This window comes from Thermogutta hypogea, assembly GCF_055386265.1.
Map to the genome: position 1 here is coordinate 3,897,646 of NZ_AP042425.1, position 15,686 is coordinate 3,913,331.

General features: G+C 63.7%; 12 protein-coding genes. 8 read left to right on the plus strand and 4 right to left on the minus strand.

Translation table 11 applies throughout. The features are described 5' to 3' along the window. Positions 1-3 precede the first annotated feature (3 nt). From ACZ5B4_RS14065 to ACZ5B4_RS14075, 3 genes are all read left to right on the plus strand, one after another. Positions 4-975, plus strand: coding sequence for an HNH endonuclease (locus ACZ5B4_RS14065; protein WP_464911863.1), 972 nt, complete (start codon positions 4-6; stop codon positions 973-975). After that, on the plus strand, positions 972-1,385 hold the full coding sequence (locus ACZ5B4_RS14070; protein WP_464911864.1) for a very short patch repair endonuclease: 414 nt from the start codon (positions 972-974) through the stop codon (positions 1,383-1,385). Before ACZ5B4_RS14065 ends, ACZ5B4_RS14070 begins: the two co-directional genes overlap by 4 nt. 105 nt (positions 1,386-1,490) lie before the next feature. Continuing rightward, positions 1,491-2,525: a DUF933 domain-containing protein gene (locus ACZ5B4_RS14075; RefSeq protein ID WP_464911865.1), complete on the plus strand. Its 1,035-nt coding sequence runs from the start codon at positions 1,491-1,493 to the stop codon at positions 2,523-2,525. A 247-nt stretch (positions 2,526-2,772) separates the two neighbouring features. Here the strand turns inward: ACZ5B4_RS14075 and cysC are convergent, their stop codons facing one another. The 3 genes from cysC to ACZ5B4_RS14090 form a co-directional block, all read right to left on the minus strand. After that, positions 2,773-3,435 (minus strand): adenylyl-sulfate kinase, encoded by a 663-nt coding sequence (cysC, locus tag ACZ5B4_RS14080; RefSeq protein ID WP_464911866.1) that lies wholly within the window; start codon positions 3,433-3,435, stop codon positions 2,773-2,775. Positions 3,436-4,000: 565 nt separating this feature from the next. After that, positions 4,001-5,170, minus strand: a complete 1,170-nt coding sequence (locus ACZ5B4_RS14085; RefSeq protein ID WP_464911867.1) for a prenyltransferase/squalene oxidase repeat-containing protein — start codon at positions 5,168-5,170, stop codon at positions 4,001-4,003. Between the two features lie 580 nt (positions 5,171-5,750). Then, on the minus strand, positions 5,751-7,166 hold the full coding sequence (locus tag ACZ5B4_RS14090; RefSeq protein WP_464911868.1) for a sigma-54-dependent transcriptional regulator: 1,416 nt from the start codon (positions 7,164-7,166) through the stop codon (positions 5,751-5,753). Positions 7,167-7,609: 443 nt separating this feature from the next. On the opposite strand from ACZ5B4_RS14090, the gene ACZ5B4_RS14095 reads away from it, so the two are divergent. Further along, entirely contained in the window at positions 7,610-8,242 is a 633-nt protein-coding gene (locus ACZ5B4_RS14095) for a response regulator (RefSeq protein WP_464911869.1), read from the plus strand. A 328-nt stretch (positions 8,243-8,570) separates the two neighbouring features. Here the strand turns inward: ACZ5B4_RS14095 and ACZ5B4_RS14100 are convergent, their stop codons facing one another. Next, entirely contained in the window at positions 8,571-8,960 is a 390-nt protein-coding gene (locus ACZ5B4_RS14100) for a response regulator (RefSeq protein WP_464911870.1), read from the minus strand. A gap of 755 nt (positions 8,961-9,715) precedes the next feature. On the opposite strand from ACZ5B4_RS14100, the gene ACZ5B4_RS14105 reads away from it, so the two are divergent. From ACZ5B4_RS14105 to ACZ5B4_RS14120, 4 genes are all read left to right on the plus strand, one after another. Continuing rightward, positions 9,716-10,819 carry a DnaA/Hda family protein gene (locus ACZ5B4_RS14105; protein WP_464911871.1) on the plus strand — a complete coding sequence of 368 codons (1,104 nt, stop codon included), beginning with the start codon at positions 9,716-9,718 and terminating at the stop codon, positions 10,817-10,819. Between the two features lie 616 nt (positions 10,820-11,435). Then, positions 11,436-12,557, plus strand: a complete 1,122-nt coding sequence (dnaN, locus tag ACZ5B4_RS14110) for a DNA polymerase III subunit beta (RefSeq protein WP_464911872.1) — start codon at positions 11,436-11,438, stop codon at positions 12,555-12,557. Positions 12,558-12,595: 38 nt separating this feature from the next. Next, a complete protein-coding gene (locus tag ACZ5B4_RS14115; protein WP_464911873.1) occupies positions 12,596-12,952 on the plus strand; it encodes a DciA family protein in 357 nt (118 codons plus the stop codon). Between the two features lie 89 nt (positions 12,953-13,041). Next, on the plus strand, positions 13,042-15,651 hold the full coding sequence (locus ACZ5B4_RS14120) for a DNA gyrase subunit B (protein ID WP_464911874.1): 2,610 nt from the start codon (positions 13,042-13,044) through the stop codon (positions 15,649-15,651). Positions 15,652-15,686 lie beyond the last annotated feature (35 nt).

Below are 15,686 nucleotides of genomic sequence, written 5' to 3' on the forward strand. Positions count from 1 at the left end.
GCCATGAGCGACCCCGGGGATGCACTGCCGCGTCAAAGCGATGACCGCTGGGAGGGCTTGGTCCGGCAGATCGATGCGGAGCTACGCCGCTTAGGCGCCTCGGCGGGTGACGAGGACCTGCGCGAGAAAGTCTTACGATTGGTCCGCCTGCACGGCTCGCTTCGCAAGTTGGGGCTTCGGGTTCTTGATCGGTACGGCGTTTCCGCGCGTGCCGCGATCGAACGACTGCGGCTCTACTTCCTCCGCTACCCGCAAACGGTCATCGACGGCGCGGAATTGGCCGTGGTGGCGGGTATTTCGGAGTACGCCCGGCGCGTCCGCCAATTGCGCGTCGAGCACGGATACTTGATTCTCACCGGTGCCCGCCTGCACGGGGAGGAAATCTCGCTTCGACCCAACCAGTATTTTCTCATCGACGCGCAGCCCGATCCGGATGCCGCCCGGCGATGGCACGTCGCCAACCGCATCCGCCGGCTTTCGGTCGGGGCGCGCGAGCGAGTCCTCCGCTATTTGCTGGAAAACGTGGGCAAACCCGTGACGACCGAGGAGTTGGCTTATGTGGCACGGGGCGCCAAGGAATATGCCCGACGGGTTCGCGAATTGCGGACGGAGGAAGGCTTCCCGATCGCGACTTGCCTCACCGGACGTCCGGATTTGAAGCCCGGCCAGTACGTTCTCCTCTCGGCGGATCGCGTGGCCCAAGAGCACGACAGACACATTCCGGAAAGCGAACAGCGCAAGGTTTATGCTCGCGATGGAAACGCCTGTCGGATCTGCGGTTGGCGGATCGAACAATGGCGGGAAGAGGACCCGCGCGTACTGGAGCTCCACCATCTGACGCCGCATGCACGAGGAGGCGAAAACGCCGCAAAAAACCTGGTCGTCCTTTGCAGTCGGTGTCATGATGAGGTACATCAGGGAAAGCGGAACGAAGTTTTGCAGCGGCTGCGTCGCGCTATCGGTGAGTCGTCATGACGGATGTATTCTCCGCCGAGAAACGTGCCGCCATCATGCGGTCGATCAAGGGGAAGGACACCTCGCCCGAAATGACGGTCCGCCGCATGGTCCACGCGCTGGGTTGCCGTTACCGGCTGCACGTGGCATCGTTGCCCGGGTCTCCCGACCTGGTGTTCGCCTCGCGTCGCCGCGTCATTTTCGTACACGGATGTTTCTGGCATCGGCATCATTGTCGTAAGGGAAGATCGCTGCCCGCCTCCCAAACCGACTTCTGGCGGCGCAAACTGGAGTGGAACGCCCGGCGCGATCGCAGCGTGCGTCGGCGATTACGGCGGCTGGGCTGGTCCGTGCTGGTCATTTGGGAATGCCAGCTTCGCAGGCCGGAGCGCGTGCGTCGCAAACTCGAGCAATTTCTCACGGACACGTGAATACGTTTGCCGCGCCGGCGGTAGATCGTCGCCCGCCCATGACGGCGGGCGCCGATTTCCGGAACCATCCCGGCCAAGTCAACCCCAGCGGGGACGGAGTCTGTCATGCAGATCGGATTGGTGGGCTATCAGGGCTGCGGGAAGAGTACGCTGTTTCACTGGTTGACGGGCGTGGCGCCGGATCCGGCGCTGTCGCACAGCGGTCAAAGCGCGATGGCGGCCCTGCCCGACCCGCGCCTGGAAGAACTCCGCAAACTCTACGACGCCAAAAAGGTCACCCCCGCGGCCCTGGAGATTCTGGATACGCCGGGCTTGAACCGCTCCCATCAGGGCAACGCCGCCAAGCTGGCCGTGCTGCGCGACGTGGGCTGCTTGGTGCTGGTCGTGCCCGCCTTCGGCGGCGCCGACCCCGCCGCCGAGTTGCAGTCCTTCCGGGAAGACTTGATCCTGGCCGACCTGGAAATCGTGACCGGCCGGATCGAACGGGTGCAAGAGGCCCTCCGTAAACCGCGGGCCAAACAGGATCGCGAAACGTTCGAGGAGGAACTGGCGGTGCTGGAACGAGTCAAGGAGGGTCTGGAGGCCGGCCGACCGCTCACCGAAAGCGACATGCAACCGCATGAACTGCGGCATACCCGGGCCTTTCGGCTGCTCAACGAAAAGCCCCAATTGGTCGTGGTCAACACGGCCGACGACGAGACCGACTTCGACCGCTTCGTCCCCATGCTGCCCGCGGAATTGCCCGTCTTCGCCGCGCCGCTTTCCCTCGAGGTGGAACTGGCGGCCATGAATCCCGAGGAACGGGCGGCCTTTCAGGCCGAGCTAGGCGTGGGCGGGGCCGATCGCGGAGCATTGCTCTGGATGCTGCTTCGGGTCTCCGGCAGACAAACCTTCTTGACGGCCGGCCAGAAAGAGGTCCGTGCCTGGCTCGTCCGCCGCGGAGCCACCGCCGTCGAGGCCGCCGAGGCCATCCATACCGATCTGGCCAAGGGTTTCATTCGGGCGGAGGTGATGAACTACCACGATCTCGTCCGCTTGGGAAGCGAGCGCGAGATGAAGGCCCACAACTTGGTCCGCCACGAGCACAAGGACTACGTGGTTCACGAGGACGACATCCTGCTCATCCGCTTCAGCGGCTGAGGAAGCCGGTGGTAAATCCCGGGCAGCGCCGGAGACACCTCCAGCTGACGCTGGAGGCTCCATGCAAACGCATCCGCGAACAAACACCCGAGCTGCCGGCGTGAGCTGGTGGTGCTCACCCGCGGTAAATCCCGGGCAGCGCCGTAGACACCTCCAGCTCACGCTGGAGGCTCCCAGGTTACGCCACCTCGGGCTTACGCCCGAGGCTCGGACGCTGGAGGCGCTCACGCTGCGGCGTCGCGGCGGATTAGCGAGAGAGGATGCCCCGTTCGCGGAGGTAGCCTAGCACTGCGTCGGCCAGTTCATCGGGCGAGCGGGTGCCGGCATCCAACGTCAATTCCGGCTGGAGCGGCGGTTCGTAGGGGTCGTCGATGCCGGTGAAGCCCTTGATCTCTCCCGCCCGGGCCTTCTTGTACAGCCCCTTGGGATCCCGGGCCTCGCACACTTCGAGCGGGGCGTTCATGTAGATTTCAATGAAGTCGCCCGGCTGCATCGAGGCGCGCACGCGGTCGCGGTCCGCGCGGTACGGGCTGATGAAGGCCGTGATGGCGATGATCCCGGCCTCGGCAAAGAGCTTGGCCACCGCCCCGATGCGGCGGATGTTCTCTTCCCGATCCTGAGCCGAAAACCCCAAACCGAATCGCTTGGCGAACTCCTCGCCGTGCCGCTCCTTCAACATGGCGGGCGAGGCGTTCAGGCCGTGCCGGATGTTATCACCGTCCAGCACGTAGCTATGGCAACCCAAAGCGTGCAAGCGGTGATCCACCAAGTTTGCCACCGTGCTCTTGCCGCACGCGCTCAGGCCGGTAAACCACAGGACGCACCCCTTGTGCCCGTGAAGCCGCTCGCGCTCCTGCCGACTGACGGCGTGTTCGTGCCAAAAGACCTTGGGGTCGGTGGGGGAATTCATGCCGGTTCGCTCCGTGTCGCTCAATTACCCATAGGTTGCTCAAGAAAGTCAGAATTCCCATTATAGGCCGGTCGCCTTGCTCCGCGAAGTACGGCGTGAGGAGGGGGGAATGCCGGGTAGCGACGGAGACACCTCGGGCTTACGCCCGAGGCTCTGACGAATTCGCAGTTGAACACGCATCCCCGAGCCGCCGGCGTAAGCCGGCGGTGGGAGCCGCGAGCCGGTGCCAAATCCCGGCTAGCGCAGGAGACACCTCCAGCTTACGCTGGAGGCTCCAAATTGACGAAAACCACACGAACGAGAACGCAACGCATCTCCGAGCCACCGGCGTGAGCCGGCGGTGGGAGCCGCGAGCCGGTGCCAAATCCCGGCTAGCGCAGGAGACACCTCCAGCTTACGCTGGAGGCTCCAAATTGACGAAAACCACACGAACGAGAACGCAACGCATCTCCGAGCCGCCGGCGTGAGCCGGCGGTGGAGCCGTGAGCCGGCGGCAAATCCCGGATAGCGCTGTAGACACCTCCAGCTTACGCTGGAGGCTCATGACGCCCACGTGGAGCGGCGCTCACGGGCGGCAGTAAGACAGGGCCATCAGGCTGTAGGCCGTCACCAGGTTGGGATCGCCCTCCATCCAGCGGTCGGCCTGGTTGACCCAGGAGCCGTCGGGACGCTGCCGCTTGCGGAGGGCGTCGAACAGTTCCGCCCGCCAATCGTGCGTCTTGCCCGCCGCGTCCGTGAACAGCGGTTCGCCCAAGGCATCCATCGTCTTGGCGAAGGTGTGATAGTAGTAGTAGAGTCCTTGCTGATCCATGCCGGGATTGGACTCCAGGTCGTAATTCTTGGCGATCCACTGCTTGGCGGCTTGGACGCGGGGATCGTCGGCGGTCAAGCCGGCGTAGATCATGCTCTTGAGGCCGGCATAGGTCATGGAGGCGTAGCTGCGGAGTCCCCCGGTGGGGGTTTCGCCGGCCATGCTTTGCCCGCCCGCCGCCGGCGTGTAGTAGAATCCGCCGTCGGGATTCTTGGCGGCGAACGGCGTGGTGTTGTGCTCGGTCTCCAGATTTTGGCAGCGCGAGACGAAGACCAGGGCCTTTTGGATGGCGGGGTCGTCCGGTCCGCGGCCGATGCTCCGCAGGGCGTCGATGAGAAAGGCGGTATTGGAGAGGTCGGGCCGCCGGTTTCGCCCGTAGCCCGCTCCGCCGTACGTGTAATCGGCCGGCGTCTGGTCCTCCGACTCATCCCACTGGATGCCTTTGACGAAGCGCTCGGCGTCGGCGATGATTTGGCGGTAGCGCTCCGCGTCGGCCTGATGCAGGCACATCATGGCGATGGAGGTCTCGTAGTTTTTGTAATACGTGCCGGGAAAGTAGATTCCGCCGTCCGGCTGGACGTGCTTTTCGATGAACGCCAGGCCGGAACGCACGGCCGGGTCGTTCACGGTCTTGCCGTTTTGCAGCAGGGCGGTGACGGCCAGCGCGGTGATGCCGAGGCCGGTTTCGCCGCTGAACGAGCCGTCGGCCGCCTGCCCACGCTCGACCAAGTAGGCAATGCCGCGATCCACGACCTGGCGATAAGCGTTGGGGTCCGGCCCCAGGCGGGGCGGAGCGGCGGTTTCCTCATCCGCCCGGGCTGCGCCGCCGACAACCCATAGGCACGCCGGCAACAGCAGCAACGTCCCCAGGCGAAGTCGCACAAGCCGCACGCAACGCTCCGATCGCAAACCGCGGTCCGCCATGGATGGCACTCCTCCGGAAGTGAATGGGAATCTTGGGTAGCGCCGTAGACACCTCGGGCTTACGCCCGAGGCTCCAAATTAGAATGATTGACGAAAATTAACGCATCCCCGAGCCACCGGCGTGAGCCGGTGGTGAATCTGCGCGAAAACCCCGAGCCACCGGCGTGAGCTGGTGGTGAATCTGCCCGAAAACCCCGAGCCACCGGCGTGAGCCGGTGGTGTTCACCCGTGGTAAATCCCGGGTAGCGCCGGAGACACCTCCAGCTTACGCTGGAGGCTCCAGATTGACGAAAACCACACGAACGAAAACGCGACGCATCTCCGAGCCACCACCGTGCAACTTCCGTTCCCGCGCGGCAGTGCGCGGCAGGCGTTTTCGGCTCGATACCGGAAAAAAGCGGAAAAAAGGCCGAAACTCGCCGCCGAATTCTCATCACCCGCGGGGTGGAGGCCGCACGTGGACCGGTCATTCCGTGTACTCCGTGTCGAATTATACGACACGTCTGCACCCACGACATGGGCTTTCCGGCTTTGAGCCGGCGGGGCGGCTCCGGCGGTGTTTGTTGCCGAGCACGATGCACTAGCACGATGCCTGAGAAGGGACGGGCTTGCCCTCGCCGCGGGGGGCCTCGATTCCCAGCCGCTTCATTTTCTTGTACAGCGTGGTCCGATTGATCCCCAGGGCCTTGGCGGCGGCCTGCCGGTTCCAGCCGTTCATCTCCAGCACCTGCAAGATGATTTGCCGCTCGGGGAGTTGCAAGGCCTGCTTGAGCGGGGCGGCATCCGCCGCGGACACCTCCCCCGACAACTGCGTCAGCAGCTCGGCCGGCAGGTCCTCCGGCTCGATGGCCGTTCCCCTTCCCAAAAGCACGGCTCGCTCGAGGACGTTTTGCAACTCGCGTGCGTTGCCGGGCCAACGGTAGGTCTGCAAGACGGCCGCGGCCTCCGGCGAGAGCGTTTTGACCGGCCGACCCATCTCTTCGCAAATCCGCTTCAAGAAATGGTCGGCCAGCAGAGGAATGTCCGAGATCCGCTCGCGGAGCGGCGGCAGCTCGATGTTGATCACGTTGATGCGATAATACAGATCGCGCCGGAATCGCCCTTCGCTGACGGCCCGCTGCAGGTCCTCGTTGGTCGCCAAGATCACCCGCACGTCGACCGTGAACGTTTGCGTCCCTCCGACCTGCTCAAACTGGTAGTCTTGCAGGACGCGGAGGAGTTTGACCTGCAAGGCGGGACTGGCCGTGCCGATCTCATCGAGGAAGATGGTCCCCCCGTGCGCTAACTGGAATTTGCCGACTTTTTCGGAGGTGGCCCCGGTGAAGGCCCCCGCCCTATGGCCGAACAGTTCGCTTTCCAGCAAGGTCTCGGGCAAGGCGCCGCAGGCGACCTCCACGAAGGGCTTGTCGCGTCGGGAACTGCGGCGGTGAATCGCCCGCGCAATCAGCGACTTGCCCGTCCCGCTCTCGCCCGTGATGAGCACCGTGGCCTTGGTGTCGGCCACCGCTTCGATCACGTCGAAGATCCGCAACATGCGGTGGTCGCGACCCACGATGTTTTCCAGCCCATAGCGGATGTCCAGTTGGGCTTTCAGGTTGCGGTTTTCCTCGACGACCTCGCGCTGCTTCAGGCAGCGCTGAACCGCCAAGGCCAGCTCGTCGTCGATCAGCGGTTTGGTGAGGAAATCGAAGGCCCCCGCCCGCAACGCCTCCACCGCGGTGTCCACGGAGCCGTATCCGGTAATGAGGATGACGGGCAGGTCGGGGCGACGGCGGCGGAACTCCGCCAACAACTCGAAGCCGTCCCCGTCCTGCAACCGCACATCGACCAGGGCCACATCGTAGCTCTTGCGGTCGACCAGGGCCTGGGCTTCCGCCTTGCTCGCGGCCGTGTCCACGCGGTAACCCTGATCTCTCAACCAGACGGACATCGACTGGAGGACGTGCCGATCGTCGTCCACCAGCAAGAGCGAGGCTTTGATCGTATTAGCAGGCATGGCAGGGCAATCGCAATCGAAGCGCGGGAACGCGGGCAGACATCCCTGAGCCGGGCACCGCTTCGGCCGCCGATGCGGACGGGTCCGGCTAAGCCGTGTGTCTCGATCCGTCGCAAAATATCTACATTACGCTGAGAAGATAGTCAACGTGGGATGTTTGAGAAACTTTTCTGTTGCCTTGCCTTGCTAGAATGATCGCGTTAAGCGTTACACCCGTCCCTTATGATTTTTCTCGGCCGCCTCCCCCCATTTAACTTGCTTTCCCTATCGTGGCGGTTGCCAAACCCGCCCCTCTTGTGGTACCTTTAGTATGGATTGACATCGTTGTGAGGTGTGCATCTTTTGCCGGGTTGGGTGAAGCGCGGCCGGCGCGGCTTTCGCCATAAGCGACCGATCTGCCCGGTGATGACTCGGTGGGATGACACTCTTACGGAGTAGCAAAGATGGCCATTCGGTTGATGATCGCGGACGATCACGAGGTGATTCGTTGGGGCTTGCGGCAGCTCTTGGCCGGAACGGACATCGAAATCGTGGCGGAGGCGGCCGGCGGTGAAGAGGCCGTCCGCAAGGCCGAGGAAACACGGCCCGACGTCATTCTCCTCGACATCCGGTTTCCGGATATCGACGGCCTGGAAGCCCTGGCGAAAATCCGCGAGCGGAATATCCAGTCGCGGGTCGTCATCCTCTCGACATTTCAGAACCCCACCTACGTGGCGCGAGCCGTCGCCCTCGGGGCCTGCGACTACATCTTGAAAGGGTGTTCCCGGGAGGAGGTCGTGCGGGCGATCCAAGGGGCGGCCTCACATCAACCGCCGACGCTGTCGGGCGAGATGGGCGCGATCGCCCAGGCCATGCAAACCCGCGCACCCGTCGAGGATGACGATGTCTCCCTCACGCAGCGCGAGGCCCAAGTGTTGCGGCACATCGCGCTCGGCCTCTCGAACAAAGAAATCGCCCTTTCGCTTGACATCAGCGTCGAGACCGTCAAGGAGCATGTGCAGAATATTCTGCGCAAACTGGCGGTCAGCGACCGCACCCAGGCCGCCGTTTGGGCCGTCCGAAAGGGCCTGGCGTAGAATCGAGCCGCCGGCGTGAGCCGGTGGTTTAACCCGAGCCACCAGCGTTAGCTGGTGGTGAATTCACGCGAAAACCACGAGCCGCCGGCGTGAGCCGGCGGTGGCGCCGCGAGCCGGTGGCAAATCCCGGGTAGCGCCATGGACACCTCCAGCTTACGCTGGAGGCTCCCAATCGACGAAAAACTATCGCATCCTCGAGCCACCAGCGTGAGCTGGTGGGGATTGCACGCGAAAACCTCGAGCCACCGGCGTTAGCTGGTGGTGCTGGAGCCGCGGGCGCAAGCCGGTGGTGCGGCCGGGCGCCACCGGAAAATCTCGCCGGGGCAAACTACATCGACCAATCGTAGGTCGTTCGCAGCGCCTCGCGCACCACGGAGGCCACTTGCCGCACCGAGAACGGTTTGGCGAGAATCTCGAAGACGGCATTGGCCCGGGCCTGCTCGATGATCTCCGGGTCCAGTTCCGCGGACATCAGGATGCAGGGCAAGACGGCGTGCAGCTTGCGGGCTAGTTGCAGCGTCTCCAGTCCGCTGAGCTTGGGCATGTGCAGGTCCACTAACATGACGTGGACGGAGCGCCGCTCCAGAATCTGGAGTGCCTCCTCGCCGTCGCCCGCCTCGTACGCAGCGTAACCCTGCCGTTCGAGATACTCGCGCAAGGTCTGCCGCAAACGGCTGTCGTCATCCGTAATTAGTAGGGCTGGAGCTGACAACTGCATTGCGGACCCTGCGGACGGGCGAGACCCCCTCGGCTCGCCGGAAAACGCCACTTTTTACTTTAGCAATTCATATGCCGAAAATGAGCGCCCTCGCCCGCCTGCCCCTCCGGCCTCTCCCCCAATTATCCCTTTTCTACCCCGTTTTCCGCTCAAAAACCCGCACCAAATGCTACGATTTCCCGCTCACTTTCGGCCATGGCGCCTCGACAACCCGTCAAAAGTGCCGTGAATCTAGCAAATCTCGGCCGTTCCCGCAAACCTTGAAGCGCCTTTCCCAAAAGTACGGTCCCGGCGTCCTCCATCCCCAGGGGTTCGGCGGGATCGCGTCGGGTGGGGGATCGGCTTTCCCAATGCCGCATCCCTGGTATGGTACGTGCGGATCAAGTCTTGGGCAGGTGTATCTGTCAAAGTGGCAGGAAAATGCGCTGCATCGACCGCCGGCGTCAACCGCCGGTGAGATCCTGGGCGGCGCCGAAGACACCTCGGGCTTACGCCCAAGGCTCCAAATCGAAGACACCTCCAGCTTACGCTGGAGGCTCCACATCAACGCAAAAATCAACGAAAACGCAGCCCCCAAGCCACCACCCTGACCGGCCTCCGTTGCGTCATGACCGAAATCGGCCCCATCTCCCTAATTGTCCCCTCCTTGTCTCGCAAGACGGCCGCAAAACTGGTAAAATATCGGCTTTGTCGAAGGCTCGTTGGATTGTCCCTGGAACCGACCTCTTGGCATTGGGGAGGGCATCCCGGCGGTGATGACGCGGCGCGCGGAGATCGTGTTACCCGGCGTGCACGTGGTGGAAGACGGCCCCGACAGGGAGGCGTTTTCGATCCCGCCCGACGCCCCGCTCCCTTTCGTCACCGGTGAGGAGAATCTGGCCGTCCTAGCCGCCATGCAGCACATGCTGGAGCTGCCCAGGGCAGGCCCGTTCTCGCTGGTGTTGTACGGACCGACGGGCAGCGGGAAGACGCACCTTTTGCGTTTGCTGTGGGAGATCTTGCGGGCGGTATTCCCCCGCGATCATGTGCTGGCGGCCACGGCGACGGACTTCGTGCGGGGCCTGACCGCCGCCATCGACCAGGGCCGAACGCGGGCGTTTCGCGCGGCGTGGAAAGGGGCGCAATGGCTCCTCCTTGATGACATCCACCATTTACAGGACTACCCGGCCGCGGAGATGGAACTGTTGAACGTGTTTCGCCGGGTGGAGCAGGGATTGATGCGTTTGGCCGTAACCAGCACCCGCCATCCGAACCGGCTGCAAGGGCTGAGCGAGGGCCTCCGCTCTCGCCTCAGCGGCGGCTACGCGCTGCCGGTGGAGTACCCCTCCGCCCCGGCTCGGGCGGATCTGCTTCGCTTGGCCCTGGGAAGGCGGGGCTTGAAGGCGACGCCGGCGGCCTTGGAACACCTGGTGGAAGCGTGCCCCGGTCCGGCGGGCCAGGTCCTCGGTCTCTCGGTCAACGCGGCGTTCTTGGTCGGCGAAGGCACGATCGACCTGGCGGCCGCCAAGCGATTGCTAAAACAGGTCGAGCGGCCCGCGCCGCCCACCCCCGGCCAAGTCCTCCGCGCCGTCTCCCGGCATTTCCGCGTTCCCGCGGCCGAATTGAAAGGCCCGAGCCGATCGCGGACCGTCGTTCGCGCGAGAGAGATCGCCGTCTATCTGATGGCCACGCTTTCCCGCAAGAGCCTCCGGCAAATCGCGAAGATCCTCGGCGGTCGGGATCATACCACCATCTCCTACGCGTTCCGCAAAGCGCAAAGTGCCCTCGGCAAAGACGCCTGCCTCCGCTTGGCGGCAGCCGAAATCGCCGAGAAATCCAAGCTTCTTTGTAAAAGGAGACGTGCTAGTATAAATAGATAACATGAGTTAAATAAGAGGTATATATTGTATAAATAGGGAGCTAAATAGAACGTCCGGATTGTCGCTGATTGTCAATAACCCAGCGGTTACTGACAGGCCCTTTTCAAAAGGGCGGAATCATCAACAACCATTGACGGCCGTTGACGGGAAACCGACGAGAAAGCGACATCCTCCTCCCCCGTCGCAAAAGAATCGCAAGACTCGTTGCCGCAGAGAGTTGCGCTTGAAGAGGGCCGCTTTTTCGACGGCCGACGGCTTCCCACTATAACCATAGTGAGAAAGAAATAATTATGAACCAACAAGGCGCTGTGCCTCGCGTCAATTCCCCGGCCCGTGGATTGGGAAAGTGAGTTTGGTTCGGATACCTGGATAAAGTTGAGAAGACAATTAGTGGAAGTGAGCCTCTAGGAATAAGTGATCGGCATCGGCTGCGAGGAGTTGTAGTTTACCCCAATTCTTTCGGAAGGGATGGATTGCAACGATCATGAAGAGGGTGGCGAAAACGGTTGGGTGGTGATTGGAGAAAGAAGGCGGCACGGATGCAAGCAACGAGAGTCGGAAGCGGCTCTTACGGGGAATATCGAAACGCCTTGTTCAGCTTTGACGAAGGGTTGGAATGATGAAGATCGCGTTCGAGCGGGAGAAGCTATTGCAGGCTTTGCAGACGGCCGCCGCGGTGGTGCCGACCCGGACTCCCAAGCCCATCCTGGAAAACGCGCGGCTGGACTGCAAGGACGGCGAGTGCGTGCTTCAGGCGACCGATTTGGAGGTGGGCCTGCGCTGCGAGTTGGAGGGGGTGGAGACGGAAGTCCCCGGCGAGGCCCTGCTCCCCGTTCGTTTGGTAATGCAGACGCTGCGGGAGTCGCGCGAGGAGAAGCTCCGCCTGGAGTCGATGGGGACGACGGTCCTGTTGTTGGGCAGCCGCAGCGAGTTCCAATTCCCCACGCCCGATCCCCTGGAATACCCCGAGGTGCCCCGTTTCTCGGCGGAGGCTTATCATCAAGTGTCCTCGCGTCTGTTTCGCCAGATGATCGTGCGGACGGCCTTCGCCGCCGATCCGCAGAGCACGCGCTACGCCTTGGGCGGCGTGTACTTCGAGCTGGGGGATAAGACGGCTTACGCGGTGGCCACGGACGGGCGGCGGATGGCCATTCAAGAGGGACCCGTGGATCGCGTCGGCGAGCATCGGCCGAGCGAGGGCGTGGTCCTGCCCCTCCGCGGCGTGCAACTGCTGGAGCGGGTGCTGGGCGACGGCGAAGATCCCATCAAGTTGGCCATCCTGGACGGATCGGCTCAGGTTCAAATCGGTTCCACCGCGGTCACGCTGCGGCTGTTGGAAGGCCGCTTTCCCAACTGGCGGAACGTCTTTCCCAAAAGGGAAAATCCGGTGGCCTTGGAACTGAACGTGGGCGAGTTCCTCTCCGTGACCCGGCAGGCCGCGATCATGACGGACGAGAATCACCGCTCGGTAGTCTACACGTTGACCTCGGGGAACATGGTGCTTTCGTCGCGCGGCTCTCGATTCGGGGAGTCGCGGATCGAGTTGCCCATTCCCTACGAGGGCGAGGAGTTGCTGGTACGTTTGGATCCGCGATTCGTGATCGATTTTCTGCGGGTCTTGGACGATCAGGGGACCGTGACGTGGAAGGTCTGGGGGCCGAGCACGGCCGTACTGGCTGCCACCAACGACGGCTACAACCATCTGGTCATGCCGCTGGATCCCACGCCCGCCGCGTGACGCCTCGGGCTGGACGGCGGTGGAAAGGAGCGTGCCGGATGCCGCGTCGCGGGGATCCACGGTGGCAACGAGGGCGGGGAGGCCCGCAGTGGTTGGGCCGGATCGTGAGCGAGCTGTTGGCCCGCTCGGGCGCGGCCCGCTTCGACGAGCACCGCCGACTGACGGCGGCCTGGCGCGAAGCGGCCGGAGATTGGGCGGCCCATTCGGCGGCCGTCAAAGGTGCTCGAGGTTATATCGAGGTGCGGGTGCGAACCTCCGCCCTTTTGCAAGAGTTGATGTTTCGTCGAGACGAATTGTTGCAAGCCCTGCGGACCCGCCTGCCGGATTGGAAAATCCGCGGTCTCCGCTTTCGGATCGGCAGCAGCGCCGACTTCGAGGGGCGTTCCCGAAGCTGAACGGCGGTGCCGTCTCGCCCGGCGCGGGCGGCGCCCGTGAACACGCGGATGCGATATTCCGCGGCAATGAGTTGCGAAAGAACACGGATATGGATGACGTCAAGCGCGTGGATGCGGTATCGGAAGACGGAGCCGGTGAACCCGACGCCGAGGGTCGCAATCCCCAGGCCGTCCCCTCCCCGGGCGAAGCGACGGCGCGAGCGGGAGACGACGGCGCGGAAGCCGAGCGGATCAATCTCCGTGCCGTGGAAGGCCAGAACGAGTATTCCGCCGACAAACTGGAGCACCTCAGCGACCGCGATCACGTCCGCCAGCGCCCCAGCATGTACATCGGGGATACCGGCACGCGGGGCCTCCACCACCTGGTCTTCGAGGTCGTGGACAACTCCGTGGACGAGGCCATGGCCGGGTATGCCTCGCACATCTGGGTCACCATCAACGCCGACGGCTCGGTGACGGTGGAGGACAACGGCCGCGGCATCCCCGTGGAAACGCATCCCGCCCTCGGCATTTCCACGCTGGAAGGCGTGATGACCGTGCTCAAGTTCGGCGGCAAGTTCAGCAAGGGCGCCTACTATACCTCCGGCGGTTTGCACGGGGTGGGCGTGACCGTGGTCAACTTCCTCTCCGAATGGTGCGTGGTGGAAGTCCATCGCGGAGGAAGTGTTTATCAGCAGGAATACGAGCGGGGGATTCCCACCGGTCCCGTCCGCCGCATCGGCAGCACCCAGCGCACCGGGACCAAGACCACCTTCAAACCCGATCACGAGATCTTCCCCGTCACCGAGTTCAATTACAACACGCTGTGGCGGCGGCTTCAGGAGCTGGCCTTCCTCAACGCCGGCCTGGCCATCCATTTTCGCGACGAGCGGACCAATCAGGGCGAGATCTTCCGCTTCCAGCGGGGCATCGTGGAGTTCGTGGAGTATTTGAACCGGGCCAGCGGGGCCTTGCACAACGATGTGCTCTACGTGAGTACCGAGGTGGAAGGCGTGGCCGTGGAGTTGGCCCTACAATACTGCGCCGACTACACCGAGAACTTCCATTCCTACGTGAACAACATCTGCACCACGGAAGGCGGGACGCACGTCTCCGGCTTTCGCGCGGCCTTGACGCGAACGCTGAACCAGTACGGCCGCGAGAGCGGCATGTTCAAGGACCTGATACCCACCGGCGACGATTTCCGCGAGGGCATGACCGGCGTGTTGGCCGTCCGCGTGCCGCATCCGCAATTCGAGGGCCAGACCAAGACCAAGCTGGGGAACGGCGAAGTCGAAGGCATCGTGAACTCGGCGGTGGGCGAGTTTTTGGCGAAGTACTTGGAGGAGAACCCGAAGACGGCGCGGGCGATCCTGCAAAAGGCCCTTTTGGCGGCGGAGGCCCGCGAAAGCGCCCGCAAGGCGCGCATGCTCGTCCGCGAGCGCAAAGGCGCCCTCAGCGGCGGCGGCCTGCCCGGCAAGCTCCGCGACTGCACGAGCCGCGAGGTCGATCGCTGCGAACTGTATCTGGTGGAAGGCGACTCCGCCGGCGGCAGCGCCGAAGGCGGCCGCATCCGCGAGTTCCAAGCCATCCTGCCGCTGCGGGGTAAAATCATCAACGCCTACAAGGCCCGCGAGGACAAAGTCCTCAGCAACGAAGAGGTCCGCAGCATCATCTCCGCGGTGGGGGTGGGCATCGGGGAGGAGTTGGATCTCTCCCGCCGACGCTACGGCAAGATCGTCATCATGACCGACGCCGACGTGGACGGCTCCCATATCCGCACGCTGCTTTTGACCTTCTTTTATCGGCAGATGTTCGAGCTGGTTCGGGCGGGCATGGTGTACATCGCCCAGCCCCCGCTGTATCGCGTCCGCCGCCGCAAGGACGTCTATTACGTGCAGACGGAGGAGGAGATGAAGAACCAGCTTCTGGAGGCGGGCATCACCGACGCCGTCTTCGAGTGCGGCGACGGCCGGGTCCTCCAAGGCGCGGAGTTGGATCGCCTCTGCCGCACGCTGGCCTCGTTGGATGCGGCCATCATGGCCCTGGAACGCCGCGGCATCAGCCTCCGCGATCACGCGGCCCGGCGCGATCCGACCACCGGCCGGCTGCCCGTCTATCACGTCTTCATCGGCAGCGACGAATTCTGGTTCACCGGCCGCAAGGAAATGGAGGACTTCCTGGAGCAGCGCGAGGCCGAGACCGGCAAGGACTTGCTGGTGCAGGCCGACCGCAACGGCGAAGATGCCGCCCCGGCGCCCGGCGAAGAGGCGGCGGACGAGGAAGAAGGCCGCGTCCACATCGTGGAATTGCACGAGGTCCGCAGCATCAACAACCTCCTCAACGATCTCCGCGAGATGGGATTCGATCTGGACGGGCTTTTCACGATCAAGCGGCCGGGCGAGGAAAAACCCCGCTTCACCTTCCGCCGCGGCGACATCGAGCACGGCCTGGACGACCTGCGGGGACTTTTGGCGGCGGTCCGCGCGGCGGGCGAGAAGGGCCTGCAAATCACCCGCTTCAAAGGCTTGGGCGAAATGAACGCCGAGGAGCTGCGCGATACCACGCTCGATCCCACCCATCGCACCCTGGTCCAGGTCACCATGGAGGACGCCGGCGCCGCCGACGAAATGTTCCGCGTACTGATGGGCGAAAAGGTCGAACCCCGCCGCGAGTTCATCGAAAAGCATGCCCTGGAGGTGCAAAACCTGGACGTGTGACGGCGACGGCGACGGCGACGGCCGAACCGACTGCG

What these genes read in the sequence shown, in the direction of transcription:
- ACZ5B4_RS14065 (WP_464911863.1), top strand. Translation starts at nt 4, where the DNA reads ATGAGCGACCCCGGGGATGCACTGCCGCGTCAAAGCGATGACCGCTGG.
- ACZ5B4_RS14070 (WP_464911864.1), top strand. Translation starts at nt 972, where the DNA reads ATGACGGATGTATTCTCCGCCGAGAAACGTGCCGCCATCATGCGGTCG.
- ACZ5B4_RS14075 (WP_464911865.1), top strand. Translation starts at nt 1,491, where the DNA reads ATGCAGATCGGATTGGTGGGCTATCAGGGCTGCGGGAAGAGTACGCTG.
- cysC (WP_464911866.1), bottom strand. Translation starts at nt 3,435, where the DNA reads ATGAATTCCCCCACCGACCCCAAGGTCTTTTGGCACGAACACGCCGTC.
- ACZ5B4_RS14085 (WP_464911867.1), bottom strand. Translation starts at nt 5,170, where the DNA reads ATGGCGGACCGCGGTTTGCGATCGGAGCGTTGCGTGCGGCTTGTGCGA.
- ACZ5B4_RS14090 (WP_464911868.1), bottom strand. Translation starts at nt 7,166, where the DNA reads ATGCCTGCTAATACGATCAAAGCCTCGCTCTTGCTGGTGGACGACGAT.
- ACZ5B4_RS14095 (WP_464911869.1), top strand. Translation starts at nt 7,610, where the DNA reads ATGGCCATTCGGTTGATGATCGCGGACGATCACGAGGTGATTCGTTGG.
- ACZ5B4_RS14100 (WP_464911870.1), bottom strand. Translation starts at nt 8,960, where the DNA reads ATGCAGTTGTCAGCTCCAGCCCTACTAATTACGGATGACGACAGCCGT.
- ACZ5B4_RS14105 (WP_464911871.1), top strand. Translation starts at nt 9,716, where the DNA reads ATGACGCGGCGCGCGGAGATCGTGTTACCCGGCGTGCACGTGGTGGAA.
- dnaN (WP_464911872.1), top strand. Translation starts at nt 11,436, where the DNA reads ATGATGAAGATCGCGTTCGAGCGGGAGAAGCTATTGCAGGCTTTGCAG.
- ACZ5B4_RS14115 (WP_464911873.1), top strand. Translation starts at nt 12,596, where the DNA reads ATGCCGCGTCGCGGGGATCCACGGTGGCAACGAGGGCGGGGAGGCCCG.
- ACZ5B4_RS14120 (WP_464911874.1), top strand. Translation starts at nt 13,042, where the DNA reads ATGGATGACGTCAAGCGCGTGGATGCGGTATCGGAAGACGGAGCCGGT.